The following is a 15,986-nucleotide window of genomic DNA, read 5'->3' on the forward strand; positions in this document are numbered from 1 at the left end:
TTTGCACAAGAGACCGGTATCTCTTACAAAGAGACCGGTCTCAATGGATATTTGTTAACTTGAGATTGACCTTCCGTCAACAACTCTTGTAACCCTCGCCCTATGGAAAACCTTAGCCCTGTCAAACGTTCCGTCACCGTCGCCGACGTCGCAAAAGCGGCCAAGGTTTCGAAGGCCACGGCGGCCCGTGTTCTCGGCGGCTATGGCGTGGTCAGCGACAAGGTTCGCGCTCAAGTAATGGCTGCGGCAACAGAACTGGAATACCGACCGAACGAACTCGCACGCAGCATGACGACGGGGAAATCCGGCATCATCGGTGTCATCGTCGGCGATATCGAGAACGCTTTCTTCAGCCTCGCGGTCCGGGGCCTCAGTGACGCTGCGCGCGTGGCGGGCTTCAACGTCATCATCGCCAATTCAGGCGAAGAACTCGATGCCGAGAAATCGGCGGTAGACCTGCTTATCGGCAAGCGCGTCGACGGCCTGATCGTCACGCCGGCCAGATGCGACCGGATGGAGCATCTGCAGGATATTCGCCGCGTCGGCGTTCCGCTCGTCCTGTTCGATAGAAGCATTCCGGAGCTTGGGGTCGACTCCGTGACCGGCGACGACCGCGACGCCGCCATGAACGCAACGCGCTATCTGCTGGAGGCAGGACATCGCCGCATCGCCTATATATCCGCCATGGACACCGGAGTTGATCCGTTCACGGACAGCCGGCAGATATCCAACTCCGCCGTGCGCGAGCGCGTGGAGGGCTTCTTGAGCGCACAGATCGACGCCGGGTTGAAGAACCCGGAGCACTACGTCCGGCTTGGCGCCACCGATCAGCTGCGGACAGATGCCGTCGTGAAGCGCTTGCTTGCGGAAAAAAATCCGTCGACGGCTTTGGTGGCGTCCGATAGCCTCGTCGGGCTCAGGGTATTCCGTTCTCTACAGTCCCTGAACCTTTCCATCCCCAGGGACATATCGATGATTTCCTTCCTCGATGCGGACTGGACCACAGTTACCGCTCCGCCGATCACCGTCGTCGATCAGCCGGTTTATGAGATGGGGAAAAAGGCAGCCGAAAGGCTCATTTCGCGGCTGAACGGCAAAGAGCTGCCAGTGGAGCGCACGATGATCAAGACGAGCCTGATCCAGCGCGGCTCGGTGGCGGCACCACGATCGACTGCGACTTGAGGCGAAAGCCTGTCATCGTCTCGGAACCAGAAACGGACAGTTACGACGTTCTAGTCCTGCGCGCGGACACCGCGGGCATGCCGAAGATCGACGGCGGTATGCCACACGATCGTCGCAAGGATGATCGCACCGCCCATGAACGTTGCCATCGGCGGCCTCTCGGAAAAGAAGAGCCAGACCCAGAAGGGGGTAAGCACGATCTCCATCGAGCCGACGAGAGCCGCATCGGCCGCCGGCATTCGCCTTGACCCGAAAAGGAAAAGGACGAACGCGAGCGCGAAATTCGTCGCTCCAAAGGCAGCCAGCAGCAGCCAATTATAAGCATCGAGCGAGGCCGTCGAAGCGAAGGGCAGGAAGAGCACGAATGTGAGGAACCCGCTCACGACGCTGGACGGCAGGATCGGCACGCTACGGTCGATGCGTGGGATGACGATGATGAGAGCGAAGGTGACCGTCATGCCGAGTGCCAGGAGATCGCCGACGCCGGTGCCGCCCCCAATCGAGGAAGCGACGATAACCGCCACCCCGACGAGACAGACGCCGCCGGCAATCAACGTCCGCTTCGCCACCCGCTCCTTCAGCATCGTCCAGCTGAGAAAGGCGGCGATGAACGGCGCCGTTGCATAGATCATGGTCACGTTTGCGACCGTGGTCATGTAGAGCGCACCGATAAAGCAGGCCTGACTGATGGTCTGGCAGGCAATCATCGCCAATCCGGCGGGATGAAAGATCGAACTCCATTGGCGCCGCGAAAACCCGCCCTCAAGGAAGAAGCTCGGGATCAGCAAGAATATGCCGCCAAACAGCGACCGCCAAGCGATCGCCGTCCATATGTCGGTCGTCAGAAGCCGCGCATAGATGCCGCTGCAGCTCCACGCAAGCGTTGCCACGGCCACAAGAACGATACCCTTCTCATACTCGCTTGAGGAGAAGGTTCGGGCAGGAATCTGAATGGTCATCTATCGAATCTCGGAAATGCAGCACCTGAATTGGTGACCCTGTCTGCGCCGATATTTGACATCAGACAAACGAATAGTAGAGATAGCAGCCATCAGAAAAATTTGTGAGCCATCATGCGCGAACCCATCGAAAGCGATTTGCTCCGGACGTTTCTCGTCATCACCGAGACGTCGAATTTTTCCGCTGCCGCCCAGCGTATCGGCCGCACGCAATCGGCCGTCAGTGCGCAGATCAAGCGCCTTGAGGAAATCGTTGGTAAAGCATTGTTCGACAGAAGCGCGCGTGGCGTTGCACTGACCCGGGCCGGCAATCAGTTGCTTCCCTATGCACAACGCGTGATCGACCTGCTGACCGAGGCGGCAGCCACCATCCGCACCAAGCCACTGGACGGCCCCGTCCGGATCGGCATTCCGGAGGAATACAGCCAGACCGTGCTACCGGCAGCGCTTGCTGCCTTCGCTATTCGGCACCCTGCCGTCGAAGTCACCGTTACCTGCGACTATACTAAACACAATCTCGCCGCTCTGGAGAAGGACGAGCTCGATCTCGCCGTCGTCTTCGACTGGAGCGATCAGACCACCGGCGAGGTGCTCTGCATCGACCCGACGGTCTGGGTGACATCGCTGGTGCACCGGCTGCACGAGGCGGTGCCGCTGCCCATCGCGATCTATCGCGACTCGACGTGGTGCCGTGACTTTGCCTTGCGGTCCTTGGAGCAGCAGGGGCGGCGCTACCGCATCGCCTTCGTCGCCGATACAAGTTCCGGCCTGAAGAATGCCGTTTCCGCCGGCCTTGCCGTCACGACGCTCTCGCGAAGCAACATTCCGCATGGCTGCCGGGAACTGACCAGCGACGATGGATTTCCGCCGGTCGATTCCTCTCGCGTCGTGCTTCGCCGCAACCCCTATCATTCGAGCGAGGCGATCCGGGAGCTGGCGGAGATGGTGCGCGAAGCTTTCCAGCCTATGTCGGCGCTATTGCAGCCGTAGAGCGCCCGCGCAAGCGCCGCCGCGTACCCGACGGACTTTCCGAGAAACTGGCACGATAGCTGCGGGAAAAGGCCGAAGCCGAATTGAAGCCGGTCGCCGCGGCGATCTCCGCAAACGACTCCTTCGTCTCGATCACCTTGCGCCGCGCCGCGTTGAGCCGGAGAGCCAGGTAATGCACATGCGGCGGCGCGCCGAAGTCGTCCTGAAACAGAGCCTGGAGATGACGGGCGCTAACCCCGATGCGCCGCGCCAGGCGCGTCAGGACCAGCGGCTGCTCGATATTATCCTCCATCAGCCGCACGGCCTGGGCGACGCGCGGATCGCGCAGACGCAAGCCGGCGGTCGACGGCGAAAGCTCAACCGCGCCATAGACGCTCGATGGCTCGTAGATGAAAAGGCGGCTGACTTCGAGCGCCAGCGAATAGCCTTGCCGCCGCCTGATGATTTCCAGCATCAGGTCGATCGTCGGCATCGAGCCGGCCGTGGTGATGCGCTTGCCGTCGATGACGAAACGGTCCTTGACGGCGCGCACCTGCGGATAGGCCAGCGCGAAATCCTCCGAATCCTCCCAATGGACAGCCGCCGACACATTGTCGAGAAGGCTCGCCTCGGCCAGCAGCCAACTACCGGACTCAATGCCGGCGATCATCGAGCGATAACGTGCCGTCTGCGACAATTGCATCTTCAGCGCCTGCGTGGCGCTGCGCCGCCAATTGTAGCTCGCCAGCACAAAGAGCGGCGCAGTGTCGCTTGACGGCCGGAAGCTGCCCGATGCCGGTATCGGGATGAGGCTGGTCGTCTCGACCGGCGAACCGCCCAACGTAAACAGCCGCCAGCGATAGAGTTCGCTGCCGGAGATGCGGTTAGCACCGCGCAAGGGTTCGATCACCGAGGCGATCAGGATCAGGTTCGTTTCCGGCAGGATCAGCAGGTCGATGTCGAGCGGCGTATCGGATGGCGTGAACATGGGCATTTCTCGTGTTTCTGATAATGTATCGTTTGCTTCTGAAAATGCAAAGCATGAAGCCATCGCTTGCAGCGTAATGCCCTCAATACGAGGGAGAACAAAAATGCCTCTTGCGATGAACCGCGATGTCTTCATCACCTGCGCCGTCACCGGTTCCGGCGACACCGTTTCGAAATCCAGCCACGTTCCGATCACTCCCAAGCAGATCGCGGAATCCGCGATCGATGCCGCCAAAGCCGGCGCCGCCGTCGTCCATTGCCATGTCCGCGATCCCGAGACAGGTGCGGCCAGCCGCCGCAACGATCTCTACAGGGAAGTGACCGACCGCATCCGTTCGGCCGATGTCGATGTGGTGCTCAACCTGACCGCCGGCATGGGCGGCGATCTGATCTTCGGGGATGTAGAAAGCCCCCTGCCGTTGAACGCCAGGGGCACCGACATGGCTGGCGCAACGGAGCGCGTCAGCCATGTCGCCGAATGCCTGCCGGAAATCTGCACGCTCGATTGCGGCACGATGAACTTTAGTCTCGGCGACTATGTGATGACCAACACGCCCTCGATGTTGCGGGCCATGGCGAAGAAAATGACCGATCTCGGTGTCCGCCCCGAAATCGAAGCCTTCGATACCGGTCATCTCTGGTTTGCCAAACAGCTTGCCGAGGAGGGTCTTATTGAGGATCCGGTCCTCATCCAGCTCTGCATGGGCATCCCCTGGGGGGCGCCCGATGACCTCAACACCTTTATGGCGATGGTCAATAACGTTCCATCGAGCTGGACCTTCTCGGCCTTTTCCATCGGTCGCAATGCCATGGCCTATCCGGCCGCTGCCGTCCTTGCCGGTGGCAATGTCCGCGTTGGCCTTGAAGACAATCTTTATGCCGGAAAGGGCCTACTTGCGACCAATGCCCAGCTCGTCGAAAAGGCTGTGCAGGTCATCGAAGGCATGGGCGCGCGCATCATCGGCCCTGAAGATGTCCGCAAGAAACTGAAACTGACGAAGCGCTGAGGCCGAAATGACCAAGATCAACAAGGCAGCCTGTATCGGCGGCGGCGTCATCGGCGGCGGATGGATCGCCCGCTTTCTTTTGGCCGGCATCGATGTCGATGTCTTCGACCCGCATCCCGAAGCGACACGCATCGTCGGGGAAGTGCTGGCGAATGCCGAAAACGCCTATGCGATGCTGACCGGCGCGCCGCTTCCCGCCCGCGGCAAGCTCACCTTCCGCGAGACGCTGGAAGAAGCCGTCGCCGGCGCAGACTGGATCCAGGAGAGCGTTCCCGAGCGGCTTGACCTCAAGCGCAAGGTGCTGACGCAGATCGACACGGCGGCAAGGCCCGACGCGCTGATCGGCTCCTCCACCTCCGGCCTCTTGCCGACCGATCTACAGCGCGACATGCGTCATCCCGAACGCCTCTTCGTGGCCCATCCCTATAATCCGGTCTATCTGCTGCCGCTGGTCGAAATCGTCGGCGGAGAGAAGACATCGAAGGAAACAATCCAGGCGGCCATGGACCGGCTGCCGCCGATCGGCATGAAGGGCGTCCATATCGCCAAGGAGATCGAAGCTTTCGTCGGCGATCGTCTGCTGGAAGCCCTGTGGCGCGAGGCGCTATGGCTGATCAAGGACGACATCTGCACCGTCGAAACGCTGGATGATGTCATCCGCTATTCCTTCGGCCTGCGATGGGCGCAAATGGGCCTATTCCAGACCTACCGTATCGCCGGCGGCGAAGCGGGTATGCGGCACTTCCTGGCGCAGTTCGGCCCGGCACTGCAATGGAACTGGACGAAGCTGATGGATGTCGTCGACCTCGACGACGCGCTGGTCGAAAAGATCGGCCAGCAGTCAGACGAGCAGGCCGCCGGCCTGTCGATCCGTGAACTGGAGCGTATTCGCGATGAAAATCTCGTTGGCATCCTCCAGACATTGAAGGGCAGCCATGGCGGCAAGGGCTGGGGCGCCGGCAAGCTCCTCAAGGATTTCGAGCAAAATCTTTGGGCAACCGGCGGGGGCGAAAGAAAACTCTACGACCTCGCAAGACCGCTGCGTCTCATCGAAACCAAGGTCAGCCCCGCCTGGGTCGACTACAACGGCCACATGACTGAGCATCGCTATCTGCAGGTGTTCGGCGATACCTCCGATGCGCTGCTGCGCCTCATCGGCGTCGACTTTGACTATGTCGAGCGTGGCCACAGCTACTACACGGTCGAAACCCATATCCGTCACATCGGCGAAGCCAAGCTCGGCCAGGCAATCCATTCGACCTGCCAGCTCCTGTCCGCCGATGAGAAGCGGCTGCATCTGTTCCACACGGTCCACGACACGGCGACGGGCGACGTTGTTGCCACCGCCGAACACATGCTGCTGCATGTCGATGCCAAGGCAGGCAAAGCCGCTCCCGCGCCGGAGGAGGTGCTGAGCAAAATAAGGCTGATCGCCGAGGCGCATGCGAAACTGCCCCTGCCGGACGGTATTGGGCGCCATGTCGGACAAAAGCGCTAGGAGGAAGCGAAAATGAATTTCGGGCTCAACGAAGAACAGGAAATGATCGTCAAGACAGTCCGTGACTTCGTCGAGACGGAAATCTATCCGCATGAGAACGAGGTTGATCGCACCGGCATCGTGCCGCCGGAGCTCGGAGAGGAAATCCGGCGCAAATGCATCGATCTCGGCTTCTATGCCTGCAATTTTCCCGAAGAGGTCGGCGGCGCAGGGCTCGACCACACTACCTTTACCCTCGTCGAGCGCGAACTCGGCCGCGGTTCGATGGCGCTGACCGTCTTCTTCGGCCGCCCCTCCGGAATTCTGATGGCCTGCGAAGGCGAGCAGCGCGAGAAATATCTGCTGCCGGCCGTGCGCGGCGAAAAGGTCGACGCGCTGGCCATTACCGAGCCCGATGCCGGCTCGGACATGCGCGGCATGAAATGTGCTGCGCGGCAGGATGGCAGCGATTTCGTTCTCAACGGCACCAAGCACTTCATCTCGCACGCCGATGTCGCTGATTTCGTTATTGTCTTTGCGGCCACCGGCGAGGAAGAGACGCCGAAGGGCATCAAGAAGAAGATCACGGCCTTTCTGGTCGATCGCGGCACGCCAGGCTTCGAGATCCTCAAAGGCTATGAATCACTATCCCATCGCGGCTACCACAACTCCGTTCTGAATTTCACGGATTGCCGCCTTCCCAAATCCCAAGTGCTCGGCGACGTGCATCGCGGCTTCGATATCGCCAATGAATGGTTGTACGGCACGCGCCTGACGGTCGCGGCCACCTGCGTCGGACGGGCTCGTCGTGTCTTCGATCTGGCCCTGCCCTATGCGGCGGAGCGCAAGCAGTTCGGCCGGCCGATCGGCGCTAATCAGGGCGTATCATTCAAGCTTGCCGAAATGATCACCGAGATCGACGCCGCCGACCTGTTGACGTTGTCTGCCGCCTGGCGACTCGACGCGGGCCTTTCCGCCAATCGCGAGGTTGCCTCGGCCAAACTTTATGCCTCGGAAATGCTGGCCCGCGTCACCGACGAAGCGATCCAGATCTTCGGCGGCATGGGACTGATGGACGATCTGCCGCTTGCCCGCTTCTGGCGCGATGCGCGCGTCGAGCGCATCTGGGACGGAACCTCGGAAATCCAGCGGCATATCATCAGCCGCGATCTGCTGCGGCCATTCGGGGCCTGACCGGATGACACAGCGCTCGCTCGACCGCCTGATCAGACCGCAAACAATCGCCGTCTTCGGTGGTCGCGAGGCGCGCCGGGTCATCGAACAATGCGACCGGATGGGATTTTCCGGCGACATCTGGCCGGTGCACCCGACGCTGGAAAGCGTGCTCGGCCGCCGTTGCTATCGATCGGTGGAAGAACTGCCGTTAGCCCCGGATGCCGCCTTCGTCGGCGTCAACCGGCTGCTGACCGTCGATATCGTCCGCGCGCTTTCCGCCAGAGGCGCCGGTGGTGCCGTCTGCTATGCCTCGGGCTTCAGCGAAGCAGTTGCCGAACTGGCTGATGGTATCAAGCTGCAGGAAGCCTTGGTCAACGCGGCCGGTGACACGCCGATTGTCGGGCCGAACTGCTATGGCGTGATCAATGGGCTGGACGGCGCCCTGCTCTGGCCCGACCAGCATGGAATGGTACGTGTGGAAAGCGGCGTCGCCATTCTCACGCAATCCTCCAACATCGCCATCAATCTCAGCATGCAACAGCGCGGCCTGCCGCTCGCCTATCTGATGACGGCCGGCAATCAGGCACAGATCGGACTATCGGATTTGGCTCTCGCCGTCCTCGAGGACCCGCGCGTCACGGCGATCGGCCTGCACATCGAAGGCTTCGGCAGCGTCCAGGCCCTGCAAAAACTTGCCACGCGCGCCGGTGAATTGCGCAAGCCCGTTGTCGCGCTGAAAGTCGGCAAGTCCGAACAGGCACAGCGCGCCGCCGTTTCCCATACGGCCTCGCTTGCCGGCAGCGACGCCGTCGCCGATGCGGTTCTCGCCCGTCTCGGCATCGGCCGCGTCGCTACGCTGCCGGAAATGATCGAAACGCTGAAGCTACTGCATGTCACCGGCCCACTGACAAGCAATGCGATCTCGTCCATGAGCTGCTCCGGCGGCGAGGCTTCGCTGATGGCCGATGCCGCCACCGGCCGGGCCGTGGATTTCCGCGCCCTGAAGCCGGAGCAACTGCCCGCCTTGCGGCGCAGCCTCGGCGAGATGGTCACCCTCTCGAATCCGCTCGACTATCACACCTTCGTCTGGGGCGATCTCGATCGTCAGACGGAAGCCTTCACCGCCATGTTCGAAGGCGGCTACGCGCTCAATCTCATTGTCCTCGATTTCCCGCGGAACGATCGCTGCGATGGCGCGGACTGGATGACGACGGTTGCCGCCATCTCTGCGGCCGCGAAACAGACTGGTGCCCGCGCCGGGGTTCTCGCGACACTACCGGAAAACATGCCCGAAACCGTTGCCTTGCAGCTGATCGAAGACGGCATCGTGCCCCTTTGCGGCATCAGCGAAACCATTGCAGCGGCCGAAATTGCGAGCCGGATCGAGGCGGCATGGCGCGCTCCGCCACCGCTGCCACTGCTCGATGCTGCCTTGGCCGGAGGCGAGATCGAAACCTTGAACGAGGCGGTCGCCAAGGCGGAGCTAGCCGCCTTTGGACTTACCGTTCCCGTCGGAGCGACAGCAGCCAGTCCGGGTGAGGCCGCAGAACAGGCAGAACGCCTCGGCTTTCCCGTCGCCCTGAAAGCGTTGGGCGTCGAACATAAGTCGGAGGCCGGCGCTGTCGTTCTCAACCTTAGGGATATGGAGGCTGTACGAAACGCTGCTCACGGAATGGCGCATGTCGCCTCCGGTTACCTGATCGAGCGGATGATTGAACGTCCCGTCGTCGAGCTGATCGTCGGAGCCGTGCGTGACCCCGCCCTCGGACTGGCTTTGACGGTCGGTGCGGGGGGAATCCTGGTTGAATTGCTTGAAGATTCCGTCATTTTGGCTCTTCCAGTGACGAGAATGGACGTTCTGGAGGCCATTTCACGACTGAAAGTCAGAAAACTGATCGAAGGGTATCGCGGCGGCGCGAGAGGCAACCTCGATTTAGTTGTCGATGCCGTCGTATCAACGGCAGAATATGTCGTAAAACACGCCGCGCGGCTCGAAGAACTAGACATTAATCCGTTGATGGTTTTGCCAGGCAATCGTGGCGTCGTTGCCGCAGACGCCCTCATCCGGCGAAGGAGGTAGCGGAAGTTGCACAGCCCCATTCGTGTTCGACGCGACAACGGTATTCTGGAGGTCATTATCGACCGGCCGAAGGCGAACGCCATCGACCTTGCGACCAGCCGTGAGATGGGCGTAATCTTCCGCGACTTTCGCGACGACCCCGAACTGCGCGTGGCGATCATATCCGGTGCGGGCGAAAAATTCTTTTCGGCCGGTTGGGATTTGAAGGCCGCCGCTGCCGGCGATGCGGTCGATGGTGACTATGGCGTCGGCGGTTTCGGCGGCCTGCAGGAACTTCGCGATCTCAACAAGCCGGTGATCTGCGCCGTCAATGGCATCTGTTTCGGCGGCGGTCTGGAGATCGCCCTTTCCACCGACCTGATCATCGCCGTCGAACACGCAACCTTCGCCCTTCCGGAAATCCGCTCGGGAACGGTCGCGGATGCCGCATCAATCAAATTGCCGAAGCGCATCCCCTATCACATTGCAATGGACATGCTCCTGACCGGCCGCTGGCTCGATGTCGTCGAGGCGCATCGCTGGGGCTTCGTCAACGAGATCGTCGCTGCGGACAAGTTGATGGATCGGGCATGGGAGCTCGCCCGCCTTTTAGAAAGCGGCCCGCCGCTCGTCTACGCCGCCATCAAGGAAATCGTCCGCGAAGCCGAGGGAACGACCTTTCAAACTGCCATGAACAAAATCACCAAAAGGCAGTTTGCGACCGTCGATGCCCTCTATTCGAGCGAGGACCAGTTGGAAGGCGCAAGGGCTTTCGCGGAAAAGCGAGCCCCAATCTGGAAAGGAAAATGAGAAAACGGTAGCAACCGTGTGATTTTCCTGCATGATCGCGGGCAACCAAGCTTCAAGCGGAAGAGGAAACCGCTTCTCGAAGCCCAGCCCGAGAATTCTATCAACACATCAAAAAGAAGGAACTGGGGAATGAGCGATTATACGAAACACCTCGCAAGCCGCGTGACCTCGGGTGGGCTCAGCCGCCGCGAATTCATGGGACGCGCCATGGCAGCCGGCATGACATTGGCCCTTGCCGACGCGCTTTTCACCGAAAGCGCGATGGCGGCAGAGCCGAAGCATGGCGGCCATCTGAAACTCGGCCTTGAAGGCGGTGCCGCCACCGACAGCAAGGATCCGGCAAAATTCCTGTCGCAGTTCATGTTCTGTATCGGCCGTTGCTGGGGCGACATGCTGGTCGAATCCGACCCGCTCACCGGCGCCGCCGTGCCGTCGCTTGCCGAATCCTGGGAGCCATCGAAGGACGCCGTCACCTGGACCTTCAAGATCCGCAAGGGCGTGAAATTCCACAATGGCAAGGACCTGACGATCGACGACGTCGTCGCTACCCTGAAGCGCCATACCGACAGCAAGTCGGAATCGGGCGCCCTCGGCGTCATGAAGTCGATCAAGGAAATCAAGGCCGATGGCGACAACCTCGTCCTGACGCTGACCGAAGGCAACGCCGACATGCCGTTGCTCCTGACTGACTATCATCTCGTCATCCAGCCGAACGGCGGCAACGACGACCCCTTCGCCTCGATCGGCACCGGCCCCTACAAGCTCGTCACCTTTGAGGCCGGCGTGCGCGCCACACTGGAGAAGAACAAGGACGACTGGCGCAAGGATCGCGGCTATGTCGACTCTATCGAAATCATTGGCATGAACGATGCGACGGCACGTATCGCCGCGCTGTCGTCGGGCCAGGTGCATTACATCAACCGCGTCGACCCGAAGACCGTCGACCTGCTGAAGCGCGCGCCGAATGTCGAAATCCTGGCGACCGCCGGCCGCGGGCATTACGTGTTCATCATGCATTGCAACACGGCGCCGTTCGACAATAACGACCTGCGTCTGGCGCTGAAATACGCCATGGACCGCGAGACCATGGTCAAGAAGATCCTTGGCGGCTACGGCAAGGTCGGCAACGACTTCCCGATCAACAGCACTTACGCTCTCTTCCCGGAAGGCATCGAGCAGCGCGCTTACGATCCCGCCAAGGCTTCCTTCCACTACAAGAAGTCCGGCCACAGCGGCTCCGTCCTGCTGCGTACCTCGGAAGTCGCCTTCCCGGGCGCCGTCGACGCCGCTGTCCTTTACCAGGAAAGCTGCAAGAAGGCCGGTATCAACATCGAGGTCAAGCGCGAGCCGGGCGACGGCTACTGGACCAATGTCTGGAACGTCCAGCCCTTCTCCACCTCCTATTGGGGCGGCCGCCCGACACAGGACCAGATGTATTCCACCGCCTATATCTCGACCGCCGACTGGAACGACACCCGCTTCCTGCGCCCGGACTTCGACAAGCTTCTTCTGCAAGCCCGCTCGGAACTGGACGAGACCAAGCGCAAGGAGATGTATCGCTCCATGGCGATGATGGTGCGCGACGAAGGCGGCGTTATCCTGCCGATGTTCAACGACTTCGTGAACGCCTCCACCAAGCAGGTGAAGGGCTACGTCCACGATATCGGCAACGATATGTCGAACGGCTACGTCGCGACCCGCGTCTGGCTGGACGCCTGATGCTCGAAGCTGGGCGGAAACGCCCTCATCTCTAACGGAACCGGGATCGCGGAACCCCTCCGCGGTCCTCCTGACGTTTCTGCGCGAGGCACCCATCATGTCCAATCCACCACCCAGCACGGTGCTGCCCGGCTTGAGGTTCAAACAGCGTTTCCCGCTATTGTCCCTTATCGTCGAGCGCTGCGTGCTCAGCCTCGTCCTGCTTTTTGCCGTCTCGATCCTGATCTTCGGCGGCCTTGAAGCTTTGCCGGGCGATTTCGCGACGACCTATCTCGGCCAGTCGGCGACGCCACAGGCGGTCGCCAACATCCGCGCCGATCTCGGTCTCAACCGGCCGATCACGACACGCTATGTCGAATGGCTCGGCAACGCCGTTCATGGCGATTTTGGCACCTCCTGGGCCAGCAAAAATTCCGTCAGCGAGCAGATCGGCAAGCGTCTCGGCAATTCGCTCTTCCTGGCCGCCTTCGCGGCGTTGATTTCCGTGCCGCTCGCCGTTGGGCTCGGCATGCTGGCCGTGCATTTCCGAAATCGATTGCCCGACAAGATCATCAACGTGATCTCGCTGGCGGCGATTTCGTTGCCGGAGTTCTTCATCGGCTATCTGCTCATTCTGTTTTTCGGTGTGAAATTCGGAATCGCGACCTTTCCCGCGACCGTCTATGACGGCATGGATTTCCTCGATCGGCTGAAGGCCATCGCATTGCCGACGGCGACGCTAGTCCTCGTCGTTCTCGCCCACATGATGCGTATGACGCGGGCCGCGATCCTCTCGGTGATGTCGTCAGCCTATATGGAAACGGCGGAACTGAAGGGTCTCAGCGCCTTCCGTTCGATCGTCAAGCATGCCGCCCCCAATGCGCTGGCGCCGATCATCAACGTCGTCGCACTGAACCTTGCCTATCTCATCGTCGGCGTCGTCGTGGTCGAGGTGGTCTTCGTCTATCCCGGCATGGGCCAGTACATGGTCGATGCAGTCACCGTTCGCGACATGCCGGTGGTTCAGGCCTGCGGGCTGATCTTCGCCGCCGTCTACATCCTGCTCAACATGATCGCCGATATCCTGGCGATCGTTGCCAACCCACGACTGAGGCATCCGCGATGAGATTGAGAGACATCCCCATCACCGCCTGGGTCGGCATGGCAGGCATCCTGCTCGCCTTCATCTGTGCCATCTTCGCTCCCTGGATCGCGCCTTATGGCGAGACAGAAGTCGTCGGCAATGTCTGGCAGGTGGCCGACGCGCAGTATTTCTTCGGCCTCGACAATCTCGGTCGCGACATCCTCTCGCGGCTGATCTATGGCGCCCGCACAACGCTGTTCGTAGCGCTCGCCGCAACGATCATCTCGTTCTCGCTCGGCATTATCCTTAGCTTCACCGCCGCTGTTTCGCGCGGATTGATCGACGCGGTCTTCTCGCGGTTCAACGATCTGATGATGTCGATCCCGACGCTGATCTTCGCGCTCGTGGTGCTGGCGGTGCTGCCGCAGAACCTGATCGTGCTCATCCTGGTCATGGCGATCCTCGATTCCACCCGCGTCTATCGCCTCGGCCGCGCCGTGGCGCTGGATGTGGCGGTGATGGAATTCGTCGAAGCTGCCAAGCTGCGCGGCGAAGGCAAGATCTGGATCATCTTCCGCGAGATCCTGCCGAACACGCTTTCGCCCTTGCTGGCGGAATTCGGCCTGCGCTTTGCCTTTTCGATCCTCTTCCTGTCGACGCTCTCCTTCCTCGGGCTCGGCATCCAGCCGCCGTCGGCCGACTGGGGCGGCATGGTCAAAGATAACAAGGACGGCATCATCTTCGGCATTTCCGCCGCTCTCGTGCCGGGCTCCGCGATTGCGGCGCTGGCAGTCTGTGTCAATCTGGTGGTCGACTGGCTCTTGAAGCGCACCTCCAGCCTCAAGGGAGGGCGTGGCGATGCCTGAGCTACTTTCCGTTCGCGATCTCAAGATCGAAGCAACCAGCTACCCACCCGGCGAGCCGCCGAAGCGCGTTACCATCGTCGACCGCGTCTCCTTCGACCTGAAAAAGGGCAAGGTGCTCGGCCTGATCGGCGAGTCCGGCGCCGGCAAATCCACCATCGGCCTTTCGGCACTCGCCTATGGCCGTGGCGGCGCCGAGATCACCGGCGGCCAAGTACTGCTCGACGGCGTTGATATTCTCCCCTTGGGGAAATCGGGCATCCGCAAGATCCGCGGCGCCCGCGTCTGCTACGTCGCGCAGTCGGCTGCGGCTGCCTTCAACCCCGCCCACAAGCTCGGCGAACAGGTGATCGAAGCCTCCGTCAAGCATGGACTGATGACGAAGGACGAAGCGAAGAAGCGCGCACTCTACCTGTTCCAAGTGCTTGGCCTGCCCAATCCGGAGACCTTCGGCGACCGTTTCCCGCATCAGGTCTCAGGCGGCCAGCTTCAGCGCGCCATGACGGCGATGGCGCTCTGTTCCAACCCGGAGCTGATCGTCTTCGACGAGCCGACGACAGCGCTCGACGTGACGACGCAGATCGATGTGCTGGCAGCGATCAAGCATGCCATAGAGGAAACGCATACGGCGGCGCTCTACATCACCCACGACCTTGCCGTCGTCGCGCAGATCTCCGACGACATCATGGTGCTGCGCTATGGCAAGACGGTCGAATACGGCACTGTCCAGCAGATCATCGAGGCACCGCGGGAAGACTATACCCGCGCGCTTGTCAATGTCCGCCAGACGGCGCGCGAAGAGGCGAAAGATCAGTCCGACACGCTTCTGAAGGTCGAAAATGTCAGTGCGCAATACTCGAATGGCTTCAAGGTGTTGCACGACGTCTCTCTCCATGTGCCGAAAGGCCAAACACTGGCGATCGTCGGAGAATCCGGTTCCGGCAAGTCGACGCTTGCCCGCGTCATTACCGGCTTGCTGCCGCCCACCGACGGCGGAATTTCCTTCGACGGCAAACCGCTGACGCCTGCGCTGAAAAACCGCTCGCGTGACGAGCTGCGGCGTATCCAGCTGATCTACCAGATGGCCGATACCGCCATGAACCCGCGCCAGACCGTGCGCGATATCATCGGCCGTCCCCTCTCCTTTTATTATGGCCTGCGCGGCGTGGCGAAGACGGCGCGGGTGAAGGAACTGCTCGAGCAGATCGAGATGAGCAACGGCTTCATCGACCGTTATCCGGCCGAGCTTTCGGGCGGCCAGAAGCAGCGTGTCGCCATCGCCCGGGCGCTTGCCGCCAAGCCGGAGCTCATCCTCTGCGACGAGCCCACCTCGGCGCTCGATCCGCTCGTCGCCGAAGGCATCCTGAAGCTGCTTATGCGGCTGCAGGCGGAGGCCCAGCTCTCCTATATCTTCATCACCCATGACATTGCCATCGTCCGTGCCATCGCAGACAGCGTCGCGGTCATGCATCGCGGCAAGCTCGTGCGCTTCGGGCCAAAATCGAAGGTGCTGTCCCCGCCTTTCGATGACTACACGGATCTGCTTTTGAAATCGGTCCCGGAAATGGAGATCGGCTGGCTGGAGCGCGTGCTGACGACGCGGAAGATGGAGAGCGCCGGAAATTGATGGCTCGGCATCTCAAGGCTCGGTGGTTCAGTATCTGCTCGCTTTCATGCCGATAGAAGACTCAGCGCATCAGGCGTGCGCTGATTTC

At 61.2% G+C, this 15,986-nt stretch carries 13 protein-coding genes; 11 read left to right on the forward strand and 2 right to left on the reverse strand.

Features of this window, described 5'->3' with window-relative positions; all coding sequences use genetic code 11:
- The first annotated feature begins 102 nt into the window (after window positions 1-102).
- Window positions 103-1,182, forward strand: a complete 1,080-nt coding sequence (locus tag RRH01S_RS13990; protein ID WP_015917661.1) for a LacI family DNA-binding transcriptional regulator — start codon at window positions 103-105, stop codon at window positions 1,180-1,182.
- A gap of 50 nt (window positions 1,183-1,232) precedes the next feature.
- Here the strand turns inward: RRH01S_RS13990 and RRH01S_RS13995 are convergent, their stop codons facing one another.
- Window positions 1,233-2,141 (reverse strand): DMT family transporter, encoded by a 909-nt coding sequence (locus RRH01S_RS13995; protein WP_015917662.1) that lies wholly within the window; start codon window positions 2,139-2,141, stop codon window positions 1,233-1,235.
- Window positions 2,142-2,255: 114 nt separating this feature from the next.
- On the opposite strand from RRH01S_RS13995, the gene RRH01S_RS14000 reads away from it, so the two are divergent.
- Complete coding sequence (locus RRH01S_RS14000) at window positions 2,256-3,131, forward strand: LysR substrate-binding domain-containing protein (protein ID WP_015917663.1); 876 nt, start codon at window positions 2,256-2,258, stop codon at window positions 3,129-3,131.
- Here RRH01S_RS14000 and RRH01S_RS14005 read toward each other — a convergent pair.
- Complete coding sequence (locus RRH01S_RS14005; RefSeq protein ID WP_034516210.1) at window positions 3,106-4,098, reverse strand: GlxA family transcriptional regulator; 993 nt, start codon at window positions 4,096-4,098, stop codon at window positions 3,106-3,108. The genes RRH01S_RS14000 and RRH01S_RS14005 overlap by 26 nt on opposite strands.
- A 103-nt stretch (window positions 4,099-4,201) precedes the next feature.
- Here RRH01S_RS14005 and bcoG point away from each other — a divergent pair, with 103 nt between their 5' ends.
- The 9 genes from bcoG to RRH01S_RS14050 all read left to right on the forward strand — a co-directional run bounded on the left by bcoG (window position 4,202) and on the right by RRH01S_RS14050 (window position 15,898).
- Window positions 4,202-5,104 (forward strand): 3-dehydrocarnitine:acetyl-CoA trimethylamine transferase BcoG, encoded by a 903-nt coding sequence (gene bcoG / locus RRH01S_RS14010; RefSeq protein ID WP_007694872.1) that lies wholly within the window; start codon window positions 4,202-4,204, stop codon window positions 5,102-5,104.
- A gap of 7 nt (window positions 5,105-5,111) precedes the next feature.
- Window positions 5,112-6,602: a carnitine 3-dehydrogenase gene (locus tag RRH01S_RS14015; RefSeq protein ID WP_015917665.1), complete on the forward strand. Its 1,491-nt coding sequence runs from the start codon at window positions 5,112-5,114 to the stop codon at window positions 6,600-6,602.
- A gap of 12 nt (window positions 6,603-6,614) precedes the next feature.
- On the forward strand, window positions 6,615-7,775 hold the full coding sequence (locus RRH01S_RS14020; protein WP_015917666.1) for an acyl-CoA dehydrogenase family protein: 1,161 nt from the start codon (window positions 6,615-6,617) through the stop codon (window positions 7,773-7,775).
- Between the two features lie 4 nt (window positions 7,776-7,779).
- Window positions 7,780-9,837, forward strand: a complete 2,058-nt coding sequence (locus RRH01S_RS14025; RefSeq protein ID WP_042472118.1) for an acetate--CoA ligase family protein — start codon at window positions 7,780-7,782, stop codon at window positions 9,835-9,837.
- 6 nt (window positions 9,838-9,843) lie between these two features.
- On the forward strand, window positions 9,844-10,626 hold the full coding sequence (locus RRH01S_RS14030; protein ID WP_015917668.1) for a carnitinyl-CoA dehydratase: 783 nt from the start codon (window positions 9,844-9,846) through the stop codon (window positions 10,624-10,626).
- Between the two features lie 129 nt (window positions 10,627-10,755).
- Entirely contained in the window at window positions 10,756-12,345 is a 1,590-nt protein-coding gene (locus tag RRH01S_RS14035) for an ABC transporter substrate-binding protein (RefSeq protein ID WP_042472122.1), read from the forward strand.
- Window positions 12,346-12,442: 97 nt separating this feature from the next.
- Window positions 12,443-13,450, forward strand: a complete 1,008-nt coding sequence (locus tag RRH01S_RS14040; protein ID WP_007694887.1) for an ABC transporter permease — start codon at window positions 12,443-12,445, stop codon at window positions 13,448-13,450.
- Window positions 13,447-14,274, forward strand: a complete 828-nt coding sequence (locus tag RRH01S_RS14045; protein WP_007694889.1) for an ABC transporter permease — start codon at window positions 13,447-13,449, stop codon at window positions 14,272-14,274. Before RRH01S_RS14040 ends, RRH01S_RS14045 begins: the two co-directional genes overlap by 4 nt.
- On the forward strand, window positions 14,267-15,898 hold the full coding sequence (locus RRH01S_RS14050; protein ID WP_034516207.1) for an ABC transporter ATP-binding protein: 1,632 nt from the start codon (window positions 14,267-14,269) through the stop codon (window positions 15,896-15,898). Before RRH01S_RS14045 ends, RRH01S_RS14050 begins: the two co-directional genes overlap by 8 nt.
- The last annotated feature ends 88 nt before the right edge of the window (window positions 15,899-15,986 follow it).

The sequence above is a fragment of the Rhizobium rhizogenes NBRC 13257 genome, from assembly GCF_000696095.1.
GTDB lineage: Bacteria > Pseudomonadota > Alphaproteobacteria > Rhizobiales > Rhizobiaceae > Rhizobium > Rhizobium rhizogenes.